This window comes from Streptomyces dengpaensis (assembly GCF_002946835.1).
Lineage (GTDB): Bacteria > Actinomycetota > Actinomycetes > Streptomycetales > Streptomycetaceae > Streptomyces > Streptomyces dengpaensis.
The window spans coordinates 3631823-3658258 of the sequence record NZ_CP026652.1; the positions used below are offsets into that span (position 1 = coordinate 3631823).

Consider the following 26436-nt stretch of genomic DNA (forward strand, 5'->3'; position numbering starts at 1 on the left):
CTTACTTCAAAGTGGGTACTTTCGGAGAGTTAGTGCACCTCCTAGGGTGAGTGGCATATCCACCCCACAAGGAGTTCAGTCATGAGCATCGTCGTCACCGGAGCCACCGGACACCTCGGCCGTCACGTCGTCGAGCAGCTGCTGGAGAAGGTTCCGGCCGACCACATCACCGCCGTCGTCCGCGACGAGAAGAAGGCCGCCGACTTCGCCGCCCGCGGCGTGAAGATCGCGGTCGCCGACTACAACGCTCCCGAGACCTTCGACGGAGTCCTCTCGGCGGGCGACAAGGTGCTGCTCATCTCCGGCAACGAGTTCGACAAGGGCCGTGTCGGCCAGCACCAGGTCGTCATCGACGCCGCCAAGGCGGCCGGGGTCGCGCTTCTCGCGTACACCAGCGCTCCCGGCAGCCTGACGGCCGCGCTCGCCGACGACCACCGCGGCACCGAGAAGGCGATCCTGGAGTCCGAGGTGCCGTACGCGCTGCTGCGCAACGGCTGGTACCACGAGAACTACACCGAGAACCTCGCCCCCGTCCTCGAGCACGGCGCCGTCGTCCAGGCCGCCGGCCAGGGCACCGTCGCCTCCGCCTCGCGCGCCGACTACGCGGCCGCCGCCGTCGCCGTACTGACCGGCGAGGAGCACGAGAACACGACGTACGAGCTGAGCGGCGACACCGCGTGGGGCTTTGCCGAGTACGCGGCCGAGCTGGCCGAGCAGTCGGGCAAGGAGATCGTCTACAACGCCGTTCCCGCCGAGGTCTACACCGGGATGCTGACCGGCGCGGGCCTGCCGGAGCCGCTCGCCGCGATCCTCGCGGGCGTCGACGCGTCTATCGAGAAAGGCGAGCTGGCCGTCACCACCGGCGACCTGTCCCGTCTGGCCGGCCGGCCGACCACGCCGATCGCCGAGTCGATCGCCGCCGCGCTGAAGGGCTGAACTCCTCCGCCGGCTGTGAGCACACCGCCCCGCCTGTCATGACCGTATAGCGATACGGGCATGACACGCGGGGGTGCTCGGCGCTACCTTCTTCCAGGCTGCTCCGCCACTCGGGAGCGGCTGTCACACGAGAGGGAGGCGCCGGTGGCCGGGAAGTCGAGGGGCGAGCAGCACATAGGCCTGCTGAACGGCGTCGCGGCGTATGGCATGTGGGGGCTCGTCCCCCTCTTCTGGCCTCTGCTGAAGCCCGCCGGGGCGGTCGAGATCCTCGCCCACCGGATGGTGTGGTCCCTCGTCCTGGTCGGCGCCGTGCTGCTGGTCTTGCGACGGTGGGCCTGGGCGGGCGTACTGCTGCGGCAGCCGCGCAAGCTGGGGCTCGTGACGGTCGCGGCGGCGGTCATCACCGTCAACTGGGGCGTCTACATCTGGGCCGTGAACAGCGGCCATGTGGTGGAGGCGTCGCTCGGCTACTTCATCAACCCCCTCGTCACCATCGCGATGGGCGTGCTGCTGCTGAAGGAGCGGCTGCGTCCGGTGCAGTGGGCGGCCGTCGGCGTCAGCTTCGCCGCCGTCCTCGTCCTGACGCTCGGATACGGCCGCCCGCCCTGGGTCTCCCTGATCCTCGCCTTCTCCTTCGCCACGTACGGGCTGGTGAAGAAGAAGGTCAATCTCGGCGGCATCGAGTCGCTCGCCGCCGAGACCGCGCTGCAGTTCCTGCCGGCGCTGGTCTATCTGGTGTGGCTCGGGACTTCGGGGGACGCGACCTTCGGCACGCAGGGTGCGGGGCACGCGGCGCTGTTCGCCGCCACCGGTGTCGTCACCGCGCTTCCCCTCGTCTGCTTCGGCGCCGCGGCGATCCGTGTGCCGCTGTCCACGCTGGGGCTGCTGCAGTACCTCGCCCCGGTCTTCCAGTTCCTGCTCGGCATCCTCTACTTCCGCGAGGCCATGCCGCCCGAGCGCTGGGCCGGGTTCGCGCTGGTCTGGCTGGCGCTGACGCTGCTGACGGCCGACGCGTGGCGGGCGGCGCGCAGGGTCAGGGCCGAGATCAGCAGGCCCAGCGTCACCATCCCGACGGGCACGATGAGCGCCGCACGGAACGCGGAGAGCGTGGCCGCCGGTCCCGAGCCGGTCGACGCCAAGCCGTAGACCGCGGTCACCGCCGAGATCCCGATCGCCGAGCCGAACTGCGTCGCCGTGTTCAGCAGCCCGCTCGCGAGCCCCTGCTCCTCCTCGGCGACCCCGTCCGTCGCCGCGATGGTCAGCGGCCCGTATGCCAGCGCGAAGGCCGTGCCCGCGATGATCAGCGTCGGGAACATCGCGGCGTACGACCAGTCCATGCCGACCGGCAGGAACAGCCCGTACGCGACGACGGCCAGCGCGAAGCCGCCGACGATCACGCGCGCGTTGCCGTAGCGGGCGACCAGCTTCGGGGTGAGGGTCGGCGCGAGCACGGCGTCGCAGCCCATGATCACCAGTGCGATCGCGGTCTGGAGCGAGGACCAGCCGCGCAGCTCCTGGAGATAGAGCGTCACGACGAACTGGAAACCGAAGAAGGCCCCGACGAACAGCAGCGCCCCGAGGTCGGCCCGGACGACGGACCCCTGGCGCAGAATGCCGAGGCGCACCAGCGGCGCGGCGGTACGGCGTTCGACGGTGACGAAGGCCGCGGCGAGCAGCAGGGCGGCCACGGCGGAAACGGCGGTCAGCGGCCAGTCGTGCAGACCGTGTTCCAGCCGTACGACGGTGTAGGCGGCCAGCAGCATCGCGCCGGCGGCGGTCAGCGCGCCGGGCAGGTCGAAGCCGCCGCCGGTCCTCGGCGGTGCGTCCTGCGCGGGGATCAGCCGTACGGCCGCGAGCAGCAGGGCTGCCGCCAGCAGGACCGGGGCGAAGAACACCCAGCGCCAGCCCAGCTCGGTCAGCAGGCCGCCGATGACGAGGCCGAGCGAGAAGCCGCCGGCTGCCGTTCCGGCGAAGACCAGCAGGGCCTTGTTGCGCTGCGGACCCTCCTCGTACGACGTCGTGATCAGTGACAGCGCCGCCGGTGTCATGAACGCGGCCGCGACACCGGTGACGAACCGGGCGACGACCAGCATCCAGCCCTCGGTCGCGAAGCCGCCGAGGCCGGAGAAGGCGAGGAAGACCGTGAGCCAGAGCAGGAACATCCGGCGGCGGCCGAGCAGGTCGGCGGCCCGCCCGCCGAGCAGGGTGAAACCGGCGTAGCCGAGCACGTACGCGCTCATGCCCCAGGCCGCGGTGCCCGTGGACAGGTCGAGATCGGATCTGATCGACGGGATCGCGACCGCCATCATGGCGACGTCGATGCCCTCCAGGAAGATCGTGCCGCACAGGACGAGCAGCAGGGCCCAGGCACGGGTGCCCATAGGGACTCTCCTCGGGTAGGTGAAGGCAAGAGTCGGTTACGAAAGTGAGGGTCGGTTCCCTCTTGTAACCAACTCCAGCCTGCGGCAGCATCGATAGACATGGAAGAAGGCACTTCTAAGTCACCGAGTAACTGCGCGAGCACCGTGGACTACGGCGACGCCGACCCCTTCCAGTGGGATACCCGGGAGGACTGCGAGGTACGGCAGATCCTCGACCGGGTGGCCGACAAGTGGTCGCTGCTCGTCATCGCGCTGCTGGAGAACCGGCGCCTGCGCTTCACCGAGCTGCGCCGGGAGATCGACGGCGTCAGCCAGCGGATGCTGACCGTGACCCTGCGGCAGCTGGAGCGGGACGGGCTGGTGAAACGGACCGTGCATCCGGTGGTGCCACCGCGGGTGGAGTACGAACTCACGCCGCTGGGCGGGACGTTGCACGCGACGATCCAGTCCCTGGTGACGTGGACGGAGGAGCACCAAGGGGAGATCGCGGCTGCGCGGGCGGCGTATGACGCCCGGGAGACCGAAGCTGCTTCCGCATAGACGCCCGGGCCCCGGACTGAGGCGATGTACTGGTGGCATGACTGAGAAGACACCCGCACCGGTGCACTGGAAGCTCGTCATCGACTGCGCCGACCCGCAGGCGCAGGCCGACTTCTGGGCCGCCGCGCTCCACTACGAGGCCGAGGACAACGGCGCCTTCATCGAGCGGCTCCTCGAGCTCGGCGCGCTGCCCCGCGAAGCCACCGTCGAGTTCCACGCCCGCCTCGCCTTCCGGGACCTGGTCGCCGTACGGCATCCCGACGACCCGTACGACGAGGCCAGCGGCACCGGACTCGGGCGACGGCTGCTCTTCCAGCGCGTGTCAGAGCCGAAGACCGTCAAGAACCGCCTCCATCTCGACCTGCATCCGGGCGACGGGCGGCGAGCGGACGAGGTCGAGCGGCTGGAGGGGCTGGGGGCGAGCGTGCTGCGGCACGTCAAGGAACCGGGCGGTGAGTGGGTCGTGATGGCGGACCCGGAGGGGAACGAGTTCTGCGTGCAGTAGTACGGGCAGGCCGGAGCCGGATCCTCTCAGCGGCCCGGGGCTCTGGGCGCAGGCCGCATCGAGGGGGCCTGGCGAGTCAACTCCCTTGCCGCAGAGGAGCGTTCCGCGGTGAGGGCGTGCGCCGCTGCCGGTGTCGAGCCCGAGCGCATACGGGCCGCCACGGCCGTCGGCAGGCGCGGGGCGATGGCTACGTCGGCCGCGACGCGGGAGCGCAGGGCGCCGACCTGGGCCAGGTGATGGTGCAACTGGTCCGGGGTGAGCGTCTCGGGCCGGACGCTCACCGCGGCCCGTACGGCGGCCGGGTGCGTCGGGATGGGTGCGGCGCCCCGGGGTCCCGCGTGCGACGCGGCGCGCGTGCGGGGGCTGTGCGGGCCGCTCCGGCCGGCACCGCCGGGCTTGACCGTCCGCCAACTCATCGTGCCCGTCAGCTCGTTGACGTGCACCTCGGTGCGTGGGCGCGGCTCGCGCCGGCCTGATGAGCGACGGCGGGCGGCGTCGGCCCGGTCGCCGGGGGCGTTGCTCTGTGCCTGCTGTGCCGCCCCCGCCTTCCGCGCCGTACCCGTCCTCTGCGCTGTCTGCGCCCTTCGTTCGGGGGTGCGGTCGTTACTGGCCATGGGCTCGGGGGCTCTGCGTGTACGGGTTGTCGGCCAGTGCGCGGGCGCGTTCCGCGAGGCGGCCCATGCGGGTGCGGGCCGATTCGAGTTGCTCGATGTCGTCGGCTGCGGGGCCGCCGTCGGCCGTGAGCTCGGTCCATACGCCGATCAGGTCGCGTCCCAGGTTCAGGCCCTGCAGGGGGTCGCGGACGGCGCGCCAGGCCGCGGCCGCGCTCTGTACGTTGCCGTACGCGGCGCGCGGGTCGCGGTGGCGTCGGCGGACCCTGGCGAGGTCCAGCGACAGGTGGAACGACCTGAGGGCGTCACCGGCCAAGTAGGCAATGTACGCGGTCAGTTCGCGCAGCTTCAGCACCTCAGGGTGCTCCTCGCCGAGCGACTGCGCCGCCTCTGCGACGGCACGCTCCGCCATGCCCGCCGCCGCTTCGATCCGGCCCATCTTCACGGCCTCGTTGATCCGCGCCACGGGCTCCGCGAGGAACGCCCCCGCACCCTCCCTTTCCGCGACCGGCTCCGGCGCCAGCACCGCCTCGGCGACGGCGTCGAAGCCGCGTACGGGAGCGGGCTTCGGCTCGGGCTCGGGCTCGGGCTCCAGCACGGGCACTTCCTCCGCCGCGGGTGCCGCATGGGCGGCCGGAGCGGGCCCGAACTCCCCCTTCGGAGCCGCCACGGCCCCGGCCGCCGACTCGGGCACCGCCCGCAGTACGAAGGTGGATGGGGTGGGACTGCCGGGCGCGGGCCTCACCGGCTCCGGTGCCGGGAACGGCTCGGGCTGGTGTTCTGGCTGGGGCTGGGGCTGGGGCTTGGGTGCGGGCGCTGGCGCGGGCGCTGGCGCTGGCGCGGGCGCTGGCGCGGGCGCTGGCGCGGGCGCGGGCGCTGGCGCTGGCGCGGGCGCTGGCGCTGGCGCGGGTGCGGACGTTGGCGGCGACGCGGGCTCAGGGCTCGGTGTCGGTTCCGGGGTCGCGCGCAGCAGGTACGTCGGCTTGTCCCGGCGCGGAGCCGACGGCGTTTCGGGCGCCGCGGGCACGCCCGTCTCCGCCGGGCCGCCCTCACGCGCCCACTCACGGGGCACGGGAGCAGGGGCAGGGGCAGGGGCAGGTGCCGCTGCGGGCGCGGGCTCAGATTCCCGTGTCGGTTCCGGGACCGCGCGCAGCACATACGTCGCCTTGTCCCGGCGCCGGACCGTCGGCGTCTCCGACTCCCGCTCACCGGACACCGGAGCGGGCGGAACCGGCGCCTCAGCCTCAGCCTGCGGCTGCCGCTGCTGCACTCGGTCCCGCGCCCGCGGCTCCGCCGGACTCCCCACCCGTACCGGCTCCCCCGCATACCGGCTGGAGCCGTCCACCTGTACCTGGAGCGGTACGACGAAGCCGATGCGTTCGTCGTGGACGGTGGCGAGGACGGGGTGGCCGGTGGCGAGGGCCAGGCGGTGGAGGTAGTTCAGGACGGCGGTCTGGAGGGTCTCGCCGGGAGCGGCGACGACCGGCATACCGCCGACCGTGGCCGCACCGTCCGCAGGGGACACCGCCCCGCCGGCGCCACTCGCACCGCCCGACGCCGGTACACGCACCTCGATCGGCGTCACCCCGGCGGCCGGTTGTCCCCCGGGGACGGCACCGGCCGAGCGCTGCCGCTTGAGTTCCCGCTTCTGTTCGCGGCTGAGTCGAGACATGGTTCCCTCACTCGGGGTGATCAGGGGAGGCAGTCGAGGCAGAGGTGGACGGGGACAGGGTCGGGGACGGCGGAACCGCGGCCTCCACCGCTGTCACGTCGGCGACGCGCCACGGCTGCCCGCGGCCCGCGCGCGTGAGCTTGAGGAAGACGTTCGCCCGTGGACCCGTACCCGTCCAGCCGTCGCGGCCGTGGGCCGTGCCCTCGACGAAGAGGGCGCGGTAGGCCAGGACGTCCGTGTCGACGGGGCCGTCGCCGTCGTCGTCCGACGTTACGCCCACCGTGGTCCACGCCTTGTGGTCGGCCCAGGTGTTCCACTCCTCGCCGGCCCCGCTCGCCGGCCGGTACGACCGTTCGGCGGCGGCCTTCTTCGCCGTGAACCAGCGCGCGGAGCGCAGCATGGCGTCGTGCGGACCGGAGTCGTACTTGGTGTCATGGCCGTACGCCACCTCCGCCCACGCCTCCGCCACCTCCGTCGCGTCCGCCCCGTCGACTCCCGACGGGCTCGGCACCCGCGCGTCCGCGCCCAGCGGTTTCCCCGACGGGAGGGGGGCCTTGGGCGCCACCGACGGCTCGGCCGAGGGTGATGAACCGGGCGCGCCCACCGCGTCACGCTGGTCCCGCAAGCCACAGCCCGTCAACGCCAGCAGCCCGGTGACGGACACGACCACCGCGACGATCGTCCTCGTACGCGTCGCGGTACGCACCCCAGTACGCATCCCCGTATTCGTCCTCGTACCCGCGCTGGTCCTCGTACCCGCGCTGGTCCTCGTACTCGCGCTCGTCCTCGTACTCGCGCTCGTCCTCGTACTCGCGCTCGTCCTCGTACTCGCGCTCGTCCTCGTACTCGTACTCGTACTCGTACTCGTCCTCATCCTCGCCCCCCTCCTCACTTCAGCCCCAGCCAGGGTGCCGGATCCACGTACTTGCCGTTCTGCATGACCTCGAAGTGCGCGTGCGGTCCCGTCGAGAATCCGGTGGAGCCCACCGCGCCGACCCGCTGGCCGACCTTCACCTTCTGCCCGTCACTGACGCTGATGGCCGACATGTGGTTGTAGGTCGTCGAAATCTGGTCGCCATGGATGGTTCCGTGGGAGATCACCACACGGTTTCCGTAGCCGTTGGACCAGCCGGCGAAGGTGACCTCGCCGTCCCGGGCCGCCTTGAGCGGCGTGCCGGCCGGGGCGCTGAAGTCGATGCCGGTGTGCAGCTTGTAGACGTGCAGGGTCGGATGCATGCGCATGCCGTACGGCGACGTCACGGGCGGGTTGCCCGGGAGCGGCATCGCCATCTGCTGCCCGGCCGGGATCTTGCCCGGCGGGTCGTCCACCGACTCGTACTTGGGAATCAGGGACTTGATGCGGGCGACGTAGTTCTGGGTCTCGGTGTACGGGGGTATGCCGCCGTACTGGTGCACCGCGCCCGGTCCCGCGTTGTACGCGGCGAGCGCGAGGTCGAGTGTCTCGCCGTGTGCCTCGCCGCGCTTCTTGTAGCCCTCGACCTGCTTGGCGAGGGCGCAGTCGTAACGGCCCTGCGCCATGATCGCGTCTCCGGGGTCGTACGGCGATATTCGGCCGTTTCCGTCGTCGTCCCGGCCCCAGGTCTTCCAGGTGCCCGGCATGAACTGCGACAACCCCTCGGCGCCGACCGGGGATTGGGCGTTGGGGTTCCAGCCCGACTCGGCCTCGATCTGCGCGGCGACGACCGCCGGCTTGATGACGTCACACAGGGCGCCCGCCTTGAGGACCCAGGGCACGTACGCCTCCGGAACGGCACCGTCCTTCAGACCGCCCCCCGCGCCCGACCCCGTATCCGCCTCGCTCGGCGATCCGCTCACCGCGACCATCATCACCACCGGCATGATCACCGCGGCCAGACAGCCGCCGACCACCCAGGTCATGGTGCTTCCGCCCCCGTTGGACATCGGCTCCCCTCAGCCTCAAGATCCCGTCGTGTTCACGCAGTTGAGTCTCTCGGCTCACACCCGTTTCCCGCGTCACCACGACGTCACAGGCTCGTCCCAGGAACTCACGCCCCGTTACCTAACCTGTTCGGGCGCCGTGAAGATCGGTGGGCGACGAGGAGATGGCGGATGAGAGTGGCGATGCAGGAGGCGGCGATGCAGGGCGTGGCGATGCAACGGAACGAACGGCACGGATCTGACAGGCCTGTTGAGGCGGTTGGGCCGGTTGGGCCCGAGATCTGGGTGCGCGGGCCCGTCGGCGGCGAGACGGAGGCCCGTCGGCCGCAGGAGGAGGAGCGGCCCGGCCGCGGCGCCGTCAGCGCGCGGCGGTTCGCCTGGGTCGCCACGCACGGCGGAGCCGGGGCCTCGACGCTCGCCGCCGTCTTCGGCGGCCATGACGCGGGCCGCAGCTGGCCCCGCCCGGATCAGGGCGAGCCGGGGTCCGTCCTCCTCGTCGGGCGTACGCACGCGGCCGGACTTGACGCCGTGTCACACACCCTCGACATCTTCCGGCGCGGCGACGCACCCCCGGGACTCGATCTCGACGCCATCGTGCTGGTCGCGGACGCGCCCGGCCGGCTCCCCCGTCAACTCACCCAGCGCATCAAGGTGATCGGCTCGGTCATCGACGTCTACCGGGTGCCGTGGATGCCCGCGTGGCGCACCGGCGACCTCACCGTGCCGCTGCCGCGCGAGACCGCACCGCTGGCCCGGCTGACCGGAGGCGCGGCCTAAGGGCCTGTCCGGCGGATCATGCCGCAGACGCGGGGCTTGGCACGCCCATCTGCGGCGTTGTCGTCGGTTGCCGACTCCCCGACGCTCGAATGCTCCCCCACGCTCGGCTTCGCTCGCGCGGGAGGTACCCCCACCGCGGGGGCACCCCCATCGCGTCGCCGCCCTCCTCCGCCTTGCAGCTGCACGCACCAAGCCCCGCTCACCGGCGCCTATGAGGTGCCGTTGCTTCCCTGCGACCTGATCCGCCGGACAGGCCCTAGTCCCCAAGGAGAACTCAGTGAACGCTGTCCACGCGGCGAGTGCGACGCTGCTCGCCGCCCCCTACGTGCCCGACTCCGATGTCACCGGACCGCTCAACCAGGTCCTCGGCTACATGGCCTGGTTCGTCACCGTCGCCGCCGTGGCCGGGCTGCTGATCATCGGCTCACGCATGGCGATCTCCCTCCGCGGCGGCGAGGGCTCCGAGCATCTGACCCAGTTCGCTGTCGTGATGGGCGCGTGCATCATCGGCGCTACCGCCGGGCCGATTGTGTCGTTCGTGTACTGAGCCGGCGTACCCGGCGCGTCGGCCGAACCCCCGCCCACCGGGCGGGGGTTCTCGCGTGTTCATCTACCTGACGCCACGTCGGCAAGGGCTGATGTCCCGTCAGTACCCCGGTCATGACGATCTGTTCCCGTCTGTCACGGACACGTCACCGACAGGTGCTGGATCACTACATCGCTTGGCTGGAACTCACAGCAGTCGCCAAGCTCACTGTGCAACCGGGAACTCGGGCGTCACAGCGCCCCCACTCACCCGCGAGCACCGCTCATGACACGCACGTTGTCGGCCGGCAGCCGACCACATCGGGGAGAAGCCATGTTCAAGGCGATAGCAGCCAAGGCCCAAGAGCACATCTACCTGGCGGACGGCAAGGTCCCCAACCCCGCGCGCGACGCGCCGGGCGCGCTGACCGGCAAGGTCGACGACGTCCTCGGCATCCTCGCCTGGGCCGGCACCGCGGCGGGCGTCGCGGGTGTGCTGATCACCGGCGCCATGATGGCGATCTCGATGCGCCGCGGCGAGGGCTCGGAGCACATGGGCCGCCTCGGCATGGTCCTCGGCGGCTGTGTCCTGGTGGCCACCGCGGGACCCGTCGTCACCTTCGTCTTCGCCTGACCGGCAGTTGATCCGACTCGACCCGCAACCGATCAGAACTGATTCGAAGGGAGCGTACCCATGCTGAACTCCGGCCGGTCCCGTGGGGGCAGCGGAGAGTGGGAGCAGCCGTTCTGGCAGCAGCGAGGCTGGATCCTGTCGGCCGGGTTCCTGCTGGTGCTGCTCGTCCTCGCCGTCTTCACGCTGGTGACCGACGGCAACGAGGAGCCGGCGGGCGCGTCGGCGGACCCGAGCCCGACGTCGAGCGCCACCCCGGACCGCGGTGGCGGTGGCGGCGGCTCGGACGCCCGGCCCGCCGGCTGCCGTACCGACGACAGTGACCAGGCCAAGCCGGCCAAGGCGCCCGCGGACTTCCGCTGGAAGGCCGACGGCACCGGCCTGGTGCCGGTTTCCAAGTCCGCGGGCCCGCTCACGTACGACGGCCCTGTCTGGTCCTGCTACGCACACACGCCGATGGGGGCGGTGCTCGCCGCCCACTCGATCACCGACCACCTCAGCTACCCGGGCTGGCGCGAGGTCGTCGAGCGTCAGGTCGTCCCCGGCGAGGGCCGGGACGCGCTGATCGCCGGCCGCTCCCAGGACGAGGACAAGCCCACCTCGGGCAAGGCCGACGCCGGCGGGTACGCCGGGTTCTCCGTCCTCTCGTACGACAAGGAGGAGGCCACCGTGATGTTCCTGCTCCGCGGCCCCAGCGCCGGTACGTACGGATCCGCGTCCGTGACCGTGCGCTGGCAGGACGGCGACTGGAAGCTCGCGCCCGACACGGACGGCACCGTCTATTCGGGGATGGCGCAGGTCAGCGGCACCTCGGGCTTCGTCACCTGGGAGGCGTGAGATGGCGTGCACCTGGAAGGTCTACGACTGTGTGGGCGAGGGCCTGAAATGGGGCCTCGGGGAGACCGGTGAGGCACTCGCCAACGGTGCCGTCGAGACCTTCGCCAAGGCGATCGGCGAGGGCGCCTCGGAGGTCCTCAAGGCGCTCAACGGCGTCTGGATCGGCATCAAGGTGGACGATGCCAAGGGCCCGGCCACGCTCATCATCAACGAGACCAGCTGGCTGGTCGGCTATGTCGCCGTGGCCTCGATCCTGTTCGCCGCGATCCGCATGGCGCTGGACCGCAAGGGCCAGCCCATGAAGCAGGCGTTCATGGGGATGTGGAAGGTCATCCTGGTCAGCGGGATCGCCGTGGGCGTCGCGCAGGCGCTCAGCGCGGCGTCGGACGCGTACGCCGCGGACGTCTACGCCAAGTCCCATCTCGGCGACAAGGCGGCCGAGATCCTCGGGGTGATGACGCTCAGCCAGCCCGGCCTGGTGCTCATCTTCGGCCTGCTGGTGATGCTGTCGAGCTTCGTGCAGATCTGTCTGATGTACATCCGCATCGGCGTCATGATCATGCTGATCGGCACCCTGCCGCTCGCCGCCGCCTCCTCGATGACCGGGTGGGGCGAGGGCTGGTGGAAGAAGCACATCGGCTGGCTTGCGGCGTGGATGCTCTACAAGCCCGCCGCAGCCCTGATCATCTACTCGGCGACGGCGATGACCAACAGCAAGAACGCGCACGGCGATTCGGAGCTCAACGCGAACATCGCGGGCATGGGCATGCTGATCCTCTCGGTCTTCGCGCTGCCCGCGCTGCTCAAGCTGATCGTTCCGGCGACGGCGGCGCTCGGCGGCACGTCCGGCGGCACGGTCGCGCTCAACGCGGCCAACAACATCGCCACCGGCGCCGTGAGCATCGCCGCGGGCGGTGCCGGAGGGGGCGGTGGGGGCGGTGGAGGCGGGGGCGGCGGTAAGGCATCCGGTCCTCAGGGCTCCCCGTCCACCGGTGCCGGTGCCCCGGCCGGTGGCGGCGCTTCAGCCGGAGGCGCGGGCGGCGCCGGTGGCGCGGCCGCCGGTGGCGGAGCCGCCGCCGCGGGTGCGGCCACGGGTGGCGCGGCGCTCGCGGTGCAGGCCGCGGCGGTCGCCGTACAGACCGGCGTCGCGGCGGCGTCGGAAGTCGCCAACTCGCTCAACGACAACGACGGCATGAAGGGCCACAACCAGTAGGCCGCCGGCCTCGTGAACCACTGGGCCGGCAGCCGTACGGGTTCGGGGCGGGCGACCGCCCCGAACCCCGGCGCCCGTCAACCCCCGTACGTACCACACGCTTTGAGCCGGAAGAAGGAACCCCATGTCCACCGACGCCCTGACGCGTCCCACGTACGGGAACTGGCGCAGGCCCCGCCGTCCCGGACTCGGCCCCCTGGGTCTGCTCGGTACCGTCGTCGCCTTCGGCGGACTGCTGGTGGCGCTGCTGGCGTCACTGGTCTCGCTGGCGGCCGCGGTCGTCGTGCTGGTGCCGGTCGGGCTGTTCCTCGCCCCGCTGGCGCTGCGCACGGTCGACGGCCGCAACGTCTACCAGGTCGTCGCGGTCCGTATCGGCTGGATGAAGCGGAAGGCGAACGGCTCGCACACCTACGTCTCCGGGCCGCTGTCCAAGCGCCCCGGCGGCCGCTACCAGCCGCCCGGCCTGCTCGCGCGCACCAAGATGTACGAGGGCCGCGACGCCTACAACCGTTCCTTCGGCGTGCTGCACCACCCGGGCCGCGGCCTGTACACCGTGGTCCTGGCCTGTGAGCCGGACGGCGGTTCGCTGGTCGACCCGGAGCAGGTCGACATCTGGGTGGCGTCCTGGGGCGACTGGCTGGCGCGGCTCTCGCACGAGCCGGGTCTGCGCGGCGCCCAGGTGGTCGTCGAGACCGCCCCGGACACGGGGACGCGCCTCGCGTCCGAGGTCCTCCCCCGCATCGCGCCCGACGCCCCGGCCGCGGCCCGCGCCGTGATGGAGGAGGTCGTCGAGCGCTATCCGTCGGCGTCCTCGGAGATGCACACCTACATCGCGCTGACATACGGCCCGACCGGCGGCCCCAAGCGCGACATCGAGGACATCATCACCGAGCTGTCGATGCGGCTGCCGGGCCTGCTGTCCGGGCTGGTCGCGGCGGGCGGCGGCTCCGCGTATCCGCTGGCGGCCGAGCGGCTCGCCGAGATCGTACGGGTGGCGTACGACCCGGCCATCGCCCCCGATGTGCTCAGCGCCCGCGCCGAACACGCCACCACCGGCCTGGAGTGGGCCGACGCGGGCCCGGCGGCCGCCGTCGAGACCGTCACCTCGTACCAGCACGACTCGGGTGTCTCGCGCACATGGATGCTGACGCTGGCGCCGCGCGGCACGGTCCGGTCGAGCGTCCTGCGCGGGCTGCTGGAGCCGGCTCCTGGAACCCGGCGCAAGCGGGTCTCCCTCATCTACCGTCCCATCGACCCGGCGACCTCCGCCCGCATCGTGGAGTCCGACCGTCGCTCCGCGCACTTCATGGCGGGCTCGCGGCGCGGTCTCGTGCAGGCGCGGGCCAGTTCGGAGATGCAGGCCGCCGAGCAGACCGCGGCCGAGGAGGCGGCGGGTGCCGGGCTCGTGGAGTTCTCGCTGATGGTGACGGTCACCGTCGACGACAAGGAGCAGCTGCAGGACGCGGGCATCACCGTGCGCAACCTCCAGGCGTCGTCCCGCATCCTGATGCGCCCCGCGGACCGCATGCAGGCCTCGGCCTTCACCTGCACGCTGCCGGTCGGCCTGCTGCCGTGGGAGCACACCCTCGTTCCGTACCAGATCAGGGAGGCGCTGTGAGCGTCGCAGAACAGAGGCAGCGGGTCGCACCGCCGCGTGGCTGGTACGGCCCCGCCGGGGGCCAGGTCGGGAACGTGGACCCGCCCGCGATGTGGCGCGCGACCACGGTTCAGGCGTGCGGCCTGTGGCCCTTCGCGGCAGGCTCCGGCGCGCCGATGACCGGGGTCCCGCTCGGGCAGCATCTGCACACCGGAGCGACGGTCTGCGGCGACCCCATCTCCTGGTTCACGCGGGCCCGTTACATCTCCAACCCGTCCCTGTTCATGCTCGGCATGCCGGGCCTCGGCAAGTCGACGCTGGTCAACCGCATGTTGATCGGCATGGCGGCAACGGGCATCACTCCCTTGGTCCTTGGGGACCTGAAGCCCGACTACGCCGACACGGTCAGGGCGCTGGGCGGCCAGGTGATCTCCATCGGCCGTGGCGTCGGGGGCATCAATGTCCTCGACCCGGGCGCGATGGGCGAGGCGGCGGTACGGATCGGGGGCGAGCGGGGGCGTGTGCTCGCGGCGGAGGCCCACGGCCGCGTGCTGAACATGGTCGCCGCGCTCATCACCATCGTCCGCGGCCGTCCGATGGACGACCACGAGCAGTCCGTCCTCTCCGCCTGTCTGCACCACCTCGCGGAACGTACGAAGCCGGGGCGGGCGCCGCTGTTGCCGGACCTGCTGAAGGTGCTGGACGAGGGCCCCGACCGGGTTCGTGCGGTGACCCTGGACCGGGGAAACGTGGCCCGCTACCAGGAGGCGGTGGACCCCCTGCACCGGTCGCTTCTGGGTGTCCTGGACGGTCCCCTCGGCGACACCTTCGCCGCCGAGACCTCGACCCGGATCAACCCGGCCTCGCCCGCCGTCTGCGTGGACATCTCCCGCATCGGCGAGGCGGACACCCAGCTGACCGCCGCCGCGATGCTCGCCGCCTGGTCGGACGGTCTCGGCACGGTGGCCGCCGCGCACGCGCTGGCCGATGCCGGGCTCGCTCCGCAGCGGTGGTTCTTCACCGTCCTCGACGAGCTGTGGCGTCCCCTGCGGGCCGCCTCCGGCATCGTCGAGCGGATCGACGCGCTGACCCGGCTGAACCGGTCGCTGGGCCTGGGGGACGCGAAGATCACCCACACCTTGAAGGACGCGGAGGCGCTGGGCTCCGAGTCCGACCGCGCCAAGGCGCGCGGGTTCGTGGAGCGGGCGGGGATGGTGGTCTGCGCCGGGCTTCCCCGCACGGAGATGAAGGAACTCGGCGAGATCGTGGGCATGTCCGAGCGGGAGATCGAACTGGTCTCGTCGTGGTCGTCGCCGCCCGGGTGGGCGAGTACGGGCGGCAACGAGGAGCCGCCGGGCCGCGGCCGGTTTCTGATCAAGGTGGGCGGTCGCCCCGGCATCCCGATCAAGGTGTCCATCACGGACACGGAGCGGGCGCTGCACAACACGAACACGCGGTGGTCGGAGGCACCGTCGCTTTCGAAGGGGTGACGAGGCGTCGCGCTTCGCGCTCGTCCTCAAACGCCGGACGGGCTGAATGATCTCCGGCGCTGGAAATGTCAGCCCCTCCGGCGTTCGAGGAGCGGGGTCTGGGGCGCTGCATCCATCAGCGGCTCCGCCGCGGGCCCAGGTACGGGACGGGTAGGGGCGGCGGGGGCGAAAAACATTCAACGGGAGACCGCAGATGAGCAGCACACGTAAGACGACGCACGGCAGCGGCGAGGACTTCCTCCCCTGGATCGTGCCAGGTGCCGCCTTCCTCATAGGCACCCTGTTCTTCGGGGCCTGGCTGGGCGGGACGATCGGCGCGGCAGCGAGCGGCGCCGGCTGGGACCCACCCCCGTTCAGCCTGTCCACCCTCGCCACCCTGATCAAGGAGGGCCCGGCCACGGTGTGGCCGACGGCGCCGGCCACGGCGGTCACGACCGGCATGGCGGTCGTGTTCGGCACGGTCGTCACCCTCGTCGTCGTACTCATCGCCCTCGGACGACGCCGCGTCACCAGGCCCACCGGCCTGGCCGGCCGCAGGGAACTGGCAGGCCTCCTCCCCAAGGGCGCCGCCCAGCGGGCACGCCAACTCCGCCCGTCCCTCGCCAAGTCGGGCAAGATCACCCCGGACGACACCGGCAATCTGCTCGGCAACCTGGAGCCGGGCGGCCCCGAGCTCCGCTCGAGCTACGAGGACGTGGAGCTGGACCTGATGGCCCCCCGGGCCGGCAAGTCCACCGGCATCGCGGTCCCCCGCGTCCTGCGCGCCCGCGGCAGCGTGCTGCTGACGTCGAACAAGGCGGACGTGTACAGCGTGACCCGAGCGGAGCGCGAACGCGTAGGACGGGTCTGGACGTTCGACCCTCAGGGCATCGCCCACAGCCCGCGCACCCTGTGGTGGGACATGCTGGCCGACGCCGCCACGATCGAGGGCGCCCGCCGCCTGGCGGGCCACTTCGTCGGCGCGGTGAACGACGACGCCTCGAAGCGCGACTTCTGGATCTCGGCGGCGCAGAACACCCTCACCGCCCTCTTCCACGCGGCCCACCGCGGCAAGCGGCAGATCCCCGAGGTACTCGCGTGGCTGGCCGACCCGGCGGACCGCACACCGGTCGACCTGCTGCGGGACGCCGGAATGGCGGCCCTCGCGGACCAGCTGCAAGGCACCGTGCAGGGCGCCGTGGAAACGAGGGACGGCATCTACGAGACCGCCCGCCAGTGCGTGGCCTGCCTCCTCGACCCGAACATCGCGGCCTGGGTGACACCGGACCCGGACCTGCCGCAGTTCCTCCCCGAGCACCACGTCCTGTCCACCGACACACTCTACCTCCTCTCAAAGGACGGCGGCGGCTCGGCGGCCGGTGTCATCGCGGCGGCCGCGGACTCCGTACTGCGTGCGGGAGTCGTCGCCGCCGAGCGGATGGGCGGACGCCTCGACCCGCCGATGGCGGCGGTGCTCGACGAGGCCGCCAACGTCTGCCGGATCTCCGATCTCCCCGACCTGTACTCGCACTTCGGCTCGCGCGGCATCAACGTCGTGACGCTGCTGCAGAGTTACCGGCAGGGCGCGCGGGTGTGGGGCGAGGCCGGCATGGACGCGCTCTGGTCGGCCGCCACGATCAAGCTGCTCGGCGCGGGTCTGGACGACGCGGACTTCGTGGAGAAGATCTCCCGGCTGGTCGGCGAGCACGACGTGTCGACGGTCAGCTGGTCCAAGAACAAGGAAGGGCGGTCCCGTTCGACCTCGTACCGCCTCGAACGCATCCTGCCCGCCGACCGCATCCGCGCCCTGCCCAAGGGCACCGCGCTCCTCCTGGCCACCGGCATCAAGCCCGCCCTGGTCAGACTGCGCCCCTGGTACGCCGAACCCGGCGCCGACCGCATCGCGACCGCGGCGCAGGCCGAGGTCAAAGCCATCACCGCCCGCGCCGCCGAAGGGATCACGCTCGGATGACCCATGGGACGACCTCCGCCGCCGACGAACGGAACACGCTCAGATGACGACCACCACCGCAGCCGCCGAACAGCCCGTCTCCGCACCACCGTTCATCCTCTACCTCGACGGCGAGGCCTACGCCGAGGAGATGCGCGGGCTCGCCGTCTGGGTGGCCGACCTGCTGCTTCCGGTGTACGGCCGTGAAGTCACCTCGCAGCAGCCCTGGTGCCCGCGCTGGTGGGAGCACCTGGAGGCGGTGGCCCGGCTGCACGGGCTGTGGCTCGCCTGGCAGGAGTACACGGACCCGGCGGCCGGCGCGTCCGGGCCCGCCGTCTGGCACCGCGACCACCTCGGCCCCGTTCTCAACGAACTCCGGTCCCCCAGCGGCCCCTTCGCGGGGTGCAAGGCGGGCAGCCACCGCCCGAAGACGGCGCCAGCCGTGGAGACGTACGACACTCACTGAGTCTCGTCGTCCTTTACCGAGTCTCATCGTCATGACGTTTCGAGGAGAAGTACGTATGAACCACCGGCACTCCCCGTCCCCGTACTCCCCGTACTTCGAGGACGTCGTCGACTGGCGTCATCACCGGGCCGGCCGGGCGCACGCCTTGGTGCGCGCGGTCCGTTCCGCGGACGGCCGCCGGGCGGTGGCCGTCGTGTCCGAACTGGCCAGCAACCCCGACGACCGCGGCATCACGGACGACTTCGGCGGAGTGGCGAACGCCGTACTGCCGGTGCTGCGCCGCAGCTTCGGCGCGGAGCTCGAACAGGTCGACTGGATCGCCCACTTCGGGGATTTCTCGTACCACGACCCGACGGGACCCGAGACCTTCACCCGGATCACCGTGACCTCGGGACCGGCAGGGCACCACGACGACCTGAGCGGCGACCAGCCGCTGTCGGCGCGGGAGGTGGAGGAGCTGCTGGGCCGCGCGCTCGAACCCGTCGCCCAGGTGCTCGCTCGGATCGACCGGGCCGGGTGAGCCGACGATGACCGAGCATGTGTCGGGACGCGACGTCCTGCGCCAGGCCAGGGAGCTCTACCAGCCCTACCGTGACGCCGTGGAGCCCACGGGGCAGCGGGTGGCGATCATCCGTTTCGAACCCGCCGCCACCGATCCGCCGGACTGGCGTGTGCGCCTCGAGGCCTCCAAGGTCTCCGCCGAGCAGAAGGTGAAGAGCTTCGAGCACCTCGGCTTCACGGCGGACCACGTCGTGATGCCGCCGGGGACCACGCGTGCGCAGTTCGCCGAGGTCCTCGACCGCGCCAACCAGGATCCCGCGACCCGCGCGATCATCGTCCAGTTCCCGCCGCCCGCCCATCTGCGCCCGCTCGTCGAGCGGATGGACCCGGCCAAGGACATCGACGCCCTGCTCAAGGGACGTTCGCAGTACAACGCGTGCGCGACGGCCGAGGGCATCTGCCGCGTCGTGGAACCGTTCGCGCGGGACGACCCGACGATCGCGGTCGTGGGCAGCAAGGGCTTCGTGGGCCAGGGCGTGGTGAACACCCTGCGCGAGCAGGGCCACCGGCTGATGGAACTCGACGCCGGTGACGACCTGCGACGGGTACGGGACGCCGACATCGTCGTGTCCGTCACCGGCAACCCGGGCATCCTCAGCCCCGACCACCTCCGGCCGCACCACCGGCTCGTCGTGGACTCCGGTTTCGTACCGCAGCCGGACGGGAGCGTCCGCGGAGACGTCCAGCGCGCGGCGTACGGCATCCCGCAGCATCTCACCCCCGTGCCCGGCGGCATCGGCCCGGTGGAGATGGCGACCCTCATGGAACGCGTGGTCCGCAAGGAGGTCGACCCGAACGCCCCGTCCTGGAACGTCGAGCCGCGCCCCTACCTGACGAAGGAGCAGATGGCCCAGGGGGCGACGGCGACACAAGGGGCTTCGGTGGCGGCTGCGGCTCGGGGGGCTTCGGCGGCGCAGGGGGCATCGGCTGGACCGGCGGCTTCTGCGGGTTCGGCGGCGTCCGCGGGTGGTCCGCAGTCGACCGCGGCTCCGGGCAACCCCGTGGCGCAGGCCGCGAGGCTTCGCGGGGGCGGCGGCGGGGCGGGCACCGGCGGGGTGCCGGGTGGGCCGCCCGCGACCGGCCCCTCCGCATCGGTCCGCCCGCAGCTCCCCCAGCCGCCGAAGCCACCGGGAGCCGGCGGGGGTCCCGCCCGCTGAGACTCGTACGAGCCCGTCGTATGAGTCACTCGTACGAGTCAGTCGTACGAGTCAGTCGTACGAGTCTGCCGAGGGAGCCCCCGAGAACCCGATGGAACGTGCAATGGAACTGCAACTGGATCCGGAACCGGACGAGTATCAGTCCCTTTCGGCCGAGGAGATCGCCGCGTCCGTCCGGACGGGCAGCGCGCGCGCCGTGGACCTGGTCGCCGCCTCGCTGGCGCGGATCGGGCGGGTGGAACCGGTCCTCTCCGCGTTCGCCGAGGTGTGGGGCGAGGAGGCGATGCGGCGGGCCGCCGAGGTGGACGCGCGGGTCGCGGCGGGCGAGTGGCTGCCGCTCGCGGGTGTTCCGATCGGTGTGAAGGGGCGCCGCGGCCTGCATACGCGTACGGCGGGCGTGCTGGTCGCCGCCGGATGCGTGCCCGTGGGGGCCACGTCGGTGCCCGGTCCGGGCACGGCCTGGCAGACGTGGGGGCTCGGGGCGCACGGACGGACCGCCAACCCGTGGCGGATCGACCGGACCCCGGGCGGCTCCTCGGCCGGATCCGCCGCGGCGGTGGCCGCGGGACTGGTACCGATGGCCACGGGCAGCGACGGCGCGGGATCCGTACGGATCCCCGCCGCGTGGTGCGGCGTCTTCGGCCTCAAGACCACGAACGGCCGTCTCCCGTCCGCCGACCCTACGGGCCTCACGGCACCCGGCATCCTCACCCGCCACGTGTCGGACGCGGCCGCGTATTGGCGGGTTGTGGCGGGCGAGCCGCCGCCGGACCCGCACCCGGACTCCGGCCGGCCCCCCATTCCCGCCCTCTGGTCGCCCGACCTCGGCTTCGCCGACACCGACGCCGACATCGTGGCCCTCGCGTACGGCGCGGTGGAGCGGCTCGTCGAGGCCGGGATCGTGCGGCTGGTCTCACGGGACGTGCGGCTGGAGGACCCAGGTCCCGCCTGGCTGGCGTTGCGGACGCCGGGTGCCGATCCCGCCACGGCTCAACCGCTCCGGGACGCCAACGACCGGCGGCTCGCCGGGCTCTTCGCCGAGACCCCGTTGCTGCTGACCCCGGCCACGCCGAACGCACCGCACGGTCACGAAGGCCCCGGCGACCGCTACTCCACCGCTCTCACCTGGGCGTTCAACCTCAGCGGCCACCCCGCGACGAGCATCCCCGCGGGCTTCGGTACGGACGGCTGTCCGGTCGGCCTCCAGTGCGTGGCCCGGCACGGCGCCGAGCCCCTCCTGCTGGGCCTGGGAGCGCGGGCGGCCTTGCTCGAAGCCTGAGGCCTGAGGCTTGACACCGGACGCCTGAGCCTGCCGCCGGACGCAGGACGCCCGCCTCCTGAACCGGCTGGTCCGACCAGTAACCCTGGCAGTAAATGCGTGTGCACATATTGTTCACGCAGGTAGTCGGCGCCAGCCGCCCATCACGCGCACCCCAGGGGGACCCATGACCCGCCACTTCCTGTTCCTGCTCGGCAGCAGCCGCAGCGACGGCAACACCGAGTTGCTGGCCCGCAAGGCCGCCGAGCAGCTGCCCGGAGACGTCGAGCAGCGCTGGCTGGACCTCGCGGCGCATCCGCTGCCCGACTTCGAGGACCTGCGTCACGACAGCGATCATGTCCGCCCGGTCGAGGGCAACGCGGGCCTGCTGCTGGACGCGACGCTCACCGCGACGGACATCGTGCTCGCCACCCCGCTGTACTGGTACTCGGTCTCCGCCCACACCAAGCGCTACCTCGACTACTGGTCGGGCTGGCTGCGCACTCCCGGCATCGACTTCAAAGCCACGATGGCGGGCCGCACCCTCTGGGGCATCACGTCGATGGCGGACAGGGACACCGTGGTCGCCGACCCGCTGATCGGCACCCTCAACCACTCGGCCGCGTACATGGGCATGCGCTTCGGCGGAGTCCTGCTCGGCAACGGCAGCAAGCGAGGGAAGGTACTCGAGGACACGGCCGCTCTCGCCCGCGCGAAGACGTTCTTCGCACAGGACCCGCCGTTCGCCCGCTTCCCGTACGAGACCGAGGCCGCGCCAACGCCATGACGTCCTACGCGGCGATGCCCTACGCCCAGAGCCCTACGCCGTGATGTCCTTCGACGCGAACCGCGCCCACGCCGCCGACCCGAACACCACCGCGTACAGCCCCTGAAGGCCGAGGTTGCGGACCAGGTCGTCCCAGTACACCGGGTCGCGCATGAGGTCGGCGAAGGACAGCCAGTAGTGCGAGAAGAAGTACGGCTGGAGCGCGTGCAGCTGGGGTATCTGGTCGAGGATCTGGACGGTGATGAGGAGCCCGACGGTCGTCGCCATCGCCGCGATGCCGCTGTTCGTCAGCGTGGAGATGAACAGGCCGAGCGCCGCGACGCCGATCAGTGAGGCGGCGACGACCAGGGCGATGAGCAGGGCGCGCCCGAGCCCCTCCGCGAAGCTGATCCGGGTCCCGGAGATCGTGGTCAGCTCGCCCAGCGGGAACAGCAGCGCGCCCACGATGAGCGCGGACGCCGCCACGACGAGGGTCGCGACCAGGCAGAACGTCATCGTGGTGGCGTACTTGGTGAGCAGCAGCCGGGTGCGGCCCGCGGGCGCGACGAGGAGATAGCGCAGGGTGCCGCTGTTGGCCTCGCCCGCGATCGCGTCGCCCGCGATGACGCCGATCGCCATCGGCAGGAAGAAGGGGAGCGTCGCCGCCAGCGCCGTGAACACCAGGAACAAGCCGTTGTTGGTGATCTGCGAGATGAACGCCGGCCCTTCGCCGCCGCCACCGCCCGCTGTCGAGCCGTCGCTCGTCTCTATCTTGATCGCGATCCCGATGAGGATCGGTACGGCTGCCAGCACACCGAGCAGCGCGATCGTCCGCCAGCGCCGGAAGGTCGTGACCAGCTCGCTGCGGAAGAGTCCGAACGTCCACAGGGGACTCGGCGCCCGCGGGGGCTCCTCCGGTACGCGTACGGGTACGGTCTCAGCCCGCGACATCGAAGCCCTCCCCCGTCAGCGCCACGAACGCGTCCTCCAACGAGGCCCGTTCCACTCCGAAGCCGCGGACCCGGACGCCCGCCGTGACCAATGCCGCGTTCAGATCGGCGAGTTCGCGGTCCGGGACCTCGGCGGTCACATCTCTCTCCGTCACCACGAGATCCGCGACGCCCTGTTCCTTCAGTACGCGCGCCGCGTCCCCGGCGTCCGGGGTGGTCACGACCAGCCGGCCCCGCGCACCCGCCGCGAGATCCGCCACCGCGCCCTGCGTGATGAGCCGTCCCTGCGCCATCACGGCCGCGTGCGTGCAGACCTGCTCGATCTCGTCGAGCAGGTGGGAGGAGAGGAAGACGGTCGTGCCGTCGGAGGCCAGCCCCCTGACCAGGGACCGGATTTCGCGCATGCCCTGCGGATCCAGACCGTTGGTCGGCTCGTCCAGCACGAGCAGGCGGCGGGGCTGGAGCAGCGCGGCCGCGAGCCCCAGCCGCTGCTTCATGCCGAGCGAGTACGCCTTCGCCTTCTTGCCGGCCGCGGCGCCGAGTCCGACCCGGTCGAGGGCGGCCCCGACGCGCGTACGCCGGGTGCGCGGGTCGGCGGTCGGGTCGGCGGCGTCGTACCGGATGAGGTTGTCGCGCCCGGAGAGGAAGCCGTACAGCGCGGGGCCCTCGATGAGGGCGCCCACGTGCGGGAGCACGGCGCGGGTGGCGCGGGGTATGGGCTGCCCCAGCACACGCGCCGTGCCCGAGGTCGGCTCGATCAGGCCCATCAGCATGCGGATGGTGGTGGTCTTGCCCGAGCCGTTCGGCCCGAGGAAGCCGAAGACGCTGCCCGCCGGGACGGTCAGATCCAGGCCGTCGACGGCGAGCTGTCCGCCGCGGAAGCGCTTGGTGAGCGCACGGGTGGCGATCACCGCGTCCTCGGCGGGCGCAGCGCCTCCCGAGTCCACCGGATCGGGCTCCGCGGCGGACGGCTCCTCCATGGGCTCCCTCAATTCCTCAGGTGCGTAACGTGTTTACTGGTCGGCGTTGGCCGCCTTCACCAGCGCGTCCTTGGTGACCGTGCCGGCGTAGACCTTGCCGTCGTCCGTGATCAGCGCGTTGACCAGGCGGGTCGAGAAGACCGTGCCGGAGCCGAACTTGCCGGTGACGGGGTCGCCGAGGGAGTTCAGGAATCCGTCGACGTCGCCGTTGCCGGACGAGCCCGTGGGCAGGCCCTCGCCGCCCGTGTCGAACTCGGCTATGGCGTTCCAGCCCTCGCCGATGGTGGTGAGGCCTTCGAGGCCATCCTTGGAGAAGTCCTCCCCGGGCTTCGGCGCCTGGTGGCCGCTGTGGTCGTCCTTCTCCTCGGTGACCTTCGCGCCCTTCGGCGGAGTGAAGTCGAACGTCGACGCGGCCGGCTTGGCGAAGTCGACCTTGGTGAAGCCCGCGTCCACGACGGCCGCGCCGCCGCTCGCGGGGGTCAGCGTGAACTTCAGCGGCAGCCCCGTCTTCGCGTCCACCGCGATGCTGATCGCACCGACCGTGGTGCCCGACTGCTTCGGCTTGACGAGCAGCTTGTACGCGTCACGGCCCGCGACCTGCGCGGTGCCGTCGACGGTCACGGAGGTCGTGTCGTCGACCGATTTCAGGATCTCGTCGGCGAAGTCTTTGGGCGTGGCGGGAACGTCGTCGGGCGTCTTCTCCTTCGTACGCTCGGACTCGGGGGCCGTCGCGTGGTACACCTCGTTCGACTTGCTGTCGTACGCCCAGATGTCGTCGCCGTTGTGGATGACGCTGTACTCGGACGCGTTGTCCAGCAGGGAGATCTTGGCCTTGTCCGGGCCGTCGGCCGCGACGCGCAGCGTGTGCGTACCGGAGGCCAGTTCGAGAAGCTTGGACTGCGGGTCGGCGGTGGATCCGTCGTCGCCCTGGGCGGCTCCGGACATCAGGCCGCTCTCCAGGCCGCCCAGGTCGGGCAGGCCGAGGTCGGTGCTGATCTTGACCGTGCCGGACAGCTGCTGCACGTCCGACTTGGCGATCTTCTCGATGAGCTCCTGTGCGGTGATCTTCGGCAGGTCGGGGTCGCCGGAGTCGGCGAGCGCCGGGACGAGCCCGATGGTCGCCGCCGCCACCCCCACCACCACGACCGGGACGACATACCGCGCGGCCTTGCGTCGCCCGGTGCGTACGTCGTCGACCTCGCCGGCCGGCGTGTCATCGGATTCGTACGGTGCCATGTGTGCCTTACCTCCGTCGTCGGCGGCGGCCTACCGTGCCCTGCGCTGTGCCACTCCCTAGCCGCCATTCTCACCCGAATCGGTGAGGAGTGGTGCTTTCCATCTGACCAAACCGGCCGACAAGAAGCGTCAGACTCCGGACTCAACTCCACGTACTCCTGCGGTATGACATGAGAGGACGGCGCCTCCCCCGACCCGTAGGGGTCGTAGCGGGGAAGGCGCCGCCTCGGCATCAGCGGTGGAGCGGACAGCGTTTTCCGATGGAGCGGTCAGCGCTGCACGAACACGTAGTCGGCCTGGTACGGGACACCTACGATCGCGCCCGGGGAGCAGGACCCGGCCGGGGCGACGCCGCCCACGGTGTTGAGGCGCAGGATCTCCTGCGTCCCGGCCAGCAGGCCGCGGTGCTTGCCGGACTGGGTGGCCCTGAGGTCGAGCTCGGGGATGTTCTTGTCGCCGTTCGGGGTCTTGGAGATCAGCGCGCCGGTGACCGCGCTGCGGTCGGGGGCGATCCACTGCGGCGTGCCGGAGTTGGGCTTCACGAACGAGTGTGCGATGTGGCCGCCGAGCACGGCCGTGACGTCGCGCTGGGCGAAGGCGAATCCGCCGCCCTCGGCCGGCTTGCACTCGTAGATCTGCTTGCCCTTGACGACCGACGCCTGGAAGTTGTCCAGGGCGTTCCGGAAGTCGAAGGAGCTGGTCACCTTGTGGAGCTGGCCGCGGACGGCACCGCCCGGGAACTCGGCGGTGTGCAGATTGGCGTAGAACGCGCCGGGGTCGGACTTGAGGGCGTTGAGCAGCGCCGCGTCCTCGACCTTGACGGTACCGACGACGCTGCGTCCCTTGATCTTGTCGAGCAGCTTGGTGAAGTCGACCTTGACGCCGCCGTTTGTGCCCTTGGCGCCCTGGTGGATGTGGAGCAGGGTCGGCTTGCCGGTGCCGCGCCAGGTCACGGCGACGGACACCTTGTTGCCCTTGACCTTGATGAACTCGAGGGCCGCGCCGTCCTTGTCGCCGACGGCGGGGCCGCCCTGGACGGGCACCTCGTTCGCGCCGTTGAGGCTGGCGGCGAGGATGGTGCCGCCGCTGCCGGCCATGACGCCGCTCTGCGTGACGATGGTCCGGTCGTCGTGCTCGTGGCTCGCGCCCCGGCTGTTGCCCCCGTCGGCGACCGCCGGAATGACAGCGGCAGCGACACCGGCCGCGGCGGCCACCGCGACACCGGTCAGGATCAGGCCCTTGCGACGCGTGCTGAACGTGGCGTTCGATCCCATGATTCTGTTTTCTCCCCGTATCTCAGCCGACACCCCCTGCGTCAGCTTCTGTGCATGAGTACGGACAGAATCCGAGCCTGGACTCATTCCAACTATGTGATGCCCGTCACATGCACGGCGAGGACGCGGGGCGCTGGGGGCGCAGCCATCGCAGCTGTGGGCAATCGCGCCGCTGGGAGCAGCAGCGTCGCAGCTGTGGGCAATCGCGCCGCTGGGGCGGCGC

Annotated in this window: 26 protein-coding genes and 1 pseudogene; 18 read left to right on the forward strand and 9 right to left on the reverse strand. The window is 71.5% G+C overall.

The features are described from left to right. Positions 1-81: 81 nt before the first annotated feature. Together C4B68_RS16550 and rarD are read left to right on the forward strand one after the other, a co-directional pair. Entirely contained in the window at positions 82-936 is an 855-nt protein-coding gene (locus C4B68_RS16550; protein WP_099500575.1) for an SDR family oxidoreductase, read from the forward strand. Between the two features lie 144 nt (positions 937-1080). Continuing rightward, positions 1081-2082 carry an EamA family transporter RarD gene (gene rarD / locus C4B68_RS16555; RefSeq protein WP_240634379.1) on the forward strand — a complete coding sequence of 334 codons (1002 nt, stop codon included), beginning with the start codon at positions 1081-1083 and terminating at the stop codon, positions 2080-2082. A gap of 80 nt (positions 2083-2162) precedes the next feature. Here rarD and C4B68_RS16560 read toward each other — a convergent pair. Beyond that, positions 2163-3317: pseudogene (locus tag C4B68_RS16560) on the reverse strand (MFS transporter); the annotation flags it as partial. 99 nt (positions 3318-3416) lie between these two features. Here C4B68_RS16560 and C4B68_RS16565 point away from each other — a divergent pair. Together C4B68_RS16565 and C4B68_RS16570 are read left to right on the forward strand one after the other, a co-directional pair. Continuing rightward, positions 3417-3857 (forward strand): winged helix-turn-helix transcriptional regulator, encoded by a 441-nt coding sequence (locus C4B68_RS16565; protein WP_099500573.1) that lies wholly within the window; start codon positions 3417-3419, stop codon positions 3855-3857. 37 nt (positions 3858-3894) lie between these two features. Beyond that, positions 3895-4362, forward strand: a complete 468-nt coding sequence (locus C4B68_RS16570) for a VOC family protein (RefSeq protein ID WP_099500572.1) — start codon at positions 3895-3897, stop codon at positions 4360-4362. 26 nt (positions 4363-4388) lie between these two features. On the opposite strand, the gene C4B68_RS16575 is transcribed toward C4B68_RS16570, so the two are convergent. From C4B68_RS16575 to C4B68_RS16585, 3 genes are read right to left on the reverse strand one after another with little or no spacing between them, the layout of a single operon-like run. Beyond that, on the reverse strand, positions 4389-4976 hold the full coding sequence (locus C4B68_RS16575; protein ID WP_143674301.1) for a hypothetical protein: 588 nt from the start codon (positions 4974-4976) through the stop codon (positions 4389-4391). Continuing rightward, entirely contained in the window at positions 4966-6645 is a 1680-nt protein-coding gene (locus C4B68_RS41880) for a hypothetical protein (RefSeq protein WP_099500570.1), read from the reverse strand. Before C4B68_RS41880 ends, C4B68_RS16575 begins: the two co-directional genes overlap by 11 nt. 7 nt (positions 6646-6652) lie before the next feature. Continuing rightward, the gene (locus C4B68_RS16585) at positions 6653-7210 is read right to left on the reverse strand and encodes a hypothetical protein (RefSeq protein ID WP_180289205.1); all 558 of its coding nucleotides are present in this window, start codon (positions 7208-7210) and stop codon (positions 6653-6655) included. Here C4B68_RS16585 and C4B68_RS42450 point away from each other — a divergent pair. Next, positions 7200-7586 carry a hypothetical protein gene (locus C4B68_RS42450; RefSeq protein WP_180289204.1) on the forward strand — a complete coding sequence of 129 codons (387 nt, stop codon included), beginning with the start codon at positions 7200-7202 and terminating at the stop codon, positions 7584-7586. The two genes, C4B68_RS16585 and C4B68_RS42450, sit on opposite strands and share 11 nt — an antisense overlap. On the opposite strand, the gene C4B68_RS16595 is transcribed toward C4B68_RS42450, so the two are convergent. Then, positions 7534-8544 (reverse strand): peptidoglycan DD-metalloendopeptidase family protein, encoded by a 1011-nt coding sequence (locus tag C4B68_RS16595; RefSeq protein WP_240634380.1) that lies wholly within the window; start codon positions 8542-8544, stop codon positions 7534-7536. The genes C4B68_RS42450 and C4B68_RS16595 overlap by 53 nt on opposite strands. 234 nt (positions 8545-8778) lie before the next feature. Between C4B68_RS16595 and C4B68_RS16600 the strand changes: the two genes are divergently transcribed. The 13 genes from C4B68_RS16600 (at position 8779) to C4B68_RS16660 (ending at position 21794) form a co-directional block, all read left to right on the forward strand. After that, positions 8779-9342, forward strand: a complete 564-nt coding sequence (locus C4B68_RS16600) for a DUF6668 family protein (RefSeq protein ID WP_099500769.1) — start codon at positions 8779-8781, stop codon at positions 9340-9342. A gap of 277 nt (positions 9343-9619) precedes the next feature. Next, positions 9620-9889: a hypothetical protein gene (locus C4B68_RS16605; RefSeq protein ID WP_099500568.1), complete on the forward strand. Its 270-nt coding sequence runs from the start codon at positions 9620-9622 to the stop codon at positions 9887-9889. 312 nt (positions 9890-10201) lie between these two features. Further along, positions 10202-10501, forward strand: coding sequence for a hypothetical protein (locus tag C4B68_RS16610; protein WP_099500567.1), 300 nt, complete (start codon positions 10202-10204; stop codon positions 10499-10501). 60 nt (positions 10502-10561) lie between these two features. Next, positions 10562-11335: a DUF8175 domain-containg protein gene (locus C4B68_RS16615; RefSeq protein ID WP_099500566.1), complete on the forward strand. Its 774-nt coding sequence runs from the start codon at positions 10562-10564 to the stop codon at positions 11333-11335. A gap of 1 nt (position 11336) precedes the next feature. Continuing rightward, entirely contained in the window at positions 11337-12548 is a 1212-nt protein-coding gene (locus C4B68_RS16620) for a hypothetical protein (RefSeq protein WP_099500565.1), read from the forward strand. 124 nt (positions 12549-12672) lie between these two features. Continuing rightward, positions 12673-14166, forward strand: a complete 1494-nt coding sequence (locus C4B68_RS16625; RefSeq protein ID WP_099500564.1) for an SCO6880 family protein — start codon at positions 12673-12675, stop codon at positions 14164-14166. After that, positions 14163-15635 (forward strand): ATP/GTP-binding protein, encoded by a 1473-nt coding sequence (locus C4B68_RS16630; protein WP_240634381.1) that lies wholly within the window; start codon positions 14163-14165, stop codon positions 15633-15635. The genes C4B68_RS16625 and C4B68_RS16630 overlap by 4 nt, the downstream gene beginning before the upstream one ends. A gap of 193 nt (positions 15636-15828) precedes the next feature. Then, the gene (locus tag C4B68_RS16635; protein ID WP_099500563.1) at positions 15829-17586 is read left to right on the forward strand and encodes a type IV secretory system conjugative DNA transfer family protein; all 1758 of its coding nucleotides are present in this window, start codon (positions 15829-15831) and stop codon (positions 17584-17586) included. A 43-nt stretch (positions 17587-17629) separates the two neighbouring features. After that, positions 17630-18031, forward strand: coding sequence for a DUF4913 domain-containing protein (locus C4B68_RS16640; RefSeq protein WP_099500562.1), 402 nt, complete (start codon positions 17630-17632; stop codon positions 18029-18031). A gap of 55 nt (positions 18032-18086) precedes the next feature. Continuing rightward, complete coding sequence (locus C4B68_RS16645; protein ID WP_099500561.1) at positions 18087-18551, forward strand: hypothetical protein; 465 nt, start codon at positions 18087-18089, stop codon at positions 18549-18551. Positions 18552-18558: 7 nt separating this feature from the next. Beyond that, entirely contained in the window at positions 18559-19749 is a 1191-nt protein-coding gene (locus C4B68_RS16650; RefSeq protein ID WP_099500560.1) for a tetrahydrofolate dehydrogenase/cyclohydrolase catalytic domain-containing protein, read from the forward strand. 103 nt (positions 19750-19852) lie between these two features. Further along, on the forward strand, positions 19853-21028 hold the full coding sequence (locus C4B68_RS16655) for an amidase (protein ID WP_099500559.1): 1176 nt from the start codon (positions 19853-19855) through the stop codon (positions 21026-21028). Between the two features lie 166 nt (positions 21029-21194). Then, the gene (locus tag C4B68_RS16660) at positions 21195-21794 is read left to right on the forward strand and encodes a flavodoxin family protein (RefSeq protein WP_099500558.1); all 600 of its coding nucleotides are present in this window, start codon (positions 21195-21197) and stop codon (positions 21792-21794) included. A 33-nt stretch (positions 21795-21827) separates the two neighbouring features. On the opposite strand, the gene C4B68_RS16665 is transcribed toward C4B68_RS16660, so the two are convergent. The 4 genes from C4B68_RS16665 to C4B68_RS16680 form a co-directional block, all read right to left on the reverse strand. Beyond that, on the reverse strand, positions 21828-22724 hold the full coding sequence (locus tag C4B68_RS16665; protein ID WP_099500557.1) for an ABC transporter permease: 897 nt from the start codon (positions 22722-22724) through the stop codon (positions 21828-21830). Further along, positions 22711-23703, reverse strand: coding sequence for an ABC transporter ATP-binding protein (locus C4B68_RS16670; RefSeq protein WP_099500556.1), 993 nt, complete (start codon positions 23701-23703; stop codon positions 22711-22713). The genes C4B68_RS16665 and C4B68_RS16670 overlap by 14 nt, the downstream gene beginning before the upstream one ends. A 33-nt stretch (positions 23704-23736) precedes the next feature. Further along, entirely contained in the window at positions 23737-24939 is a 1203-nt protein-coding gene (locus tag C4B68_RS16675) for a LolA family protein (RefSeq protein ID WP_099500555.1), read from the reverse strand. 269 nt (positions 24940-25208) lie between these two features. Then, positions 25209-26213: a CHRD domain-containing protein gene (locus C4B68_RS16680; RefSeq protein WP_099500554.1), complete on the reverse strand. Its 1005-nt coding sequence runs from the start codon at positions 26211-26213 to the stop codon at positions 25209-25211. Positions 26214-26436 lie beyond the last annotated feature (223 nt).